Annotated in this window: 1 protein-coding gene; it reads left to right on the forward strand. The window is 40.2% G+C overall.

Features of this window, described 5'->3' with window-relative positions; genetic code table 11:
• Positions 1 to 141: 141 nt before the first annotated feature.
• Positions 142 to 727: helix-turn-helix domain-containing protein (locus RVS70_RS21635; protein WP_321134780.1), on the forward strand; the 586-nt coding region annotated here is incomplete at its 3' end.

Here is a 727-nt window from a genome sequence, read left to right on the forward strand (position 1 = left end):
TTGTGACTGCTAAACTAAAGTAGACAGTTTCCGCTAGATTAGAAGAAACACTTATTTACCCAAATATACCAGTAAAATATATAGCTCTCCCATTGTATGATATTTAAGATTATACACACATCAATGGAGGGCGCAGAAAAGGTGGATAAGTGGGAAATGTATATGGAGATTCAACAGTTAATTAAGCAAGGATTTAGTAAATCGAAGGTGGCGGAAAAGTTGGGGGTATCAAGATCAACGGTGTATCGCAACCTGCAGAAGTCTCCTTCGGAGATGGCTGAATGGGTAGAAAGTATAAAAACGAGAGAGAAAAAGTTAGATCCTTACAAAGCGTTAATTTTATCCTGGCTGAGAGAACATCCTGATATGTCAGCAGCACAAGTGCAAGATTGGTTACAGGAAAGGTATGAATCACTGGAGATTGGCGAGAGCACGGTTCGTGCCTACGTTAGAGAATTACGTACTGAATATAGAATAGAGAAAGAGACTCTACCGCGGAATTATGAAGCTATTCCTGACCAGCCAATGGGAGAACAAATGCAGGTTGATTTTGGTCATACAAAACAAAGAACACCTGACAATCAAGAGGTGAAGCTGAGCTTTATCGCATTTGTTTTGTCTAACTCGAGATACAAATATAAAAAATGGTTAGACAGACCTTTCACTACCCAGGATGTGATGGAAGCACATGAAGATGCATTTCGGTGGTATGGCGGAATCCCAAGAG

The organism is Virgibacillus sp. M23, from assembly GCF_034190895.1.
GTDB lineage: Bacteria > Bacillota > Bacilli > Bacillales > Amphibacillaceae > Virgibacillus > Virgibacillus salarius.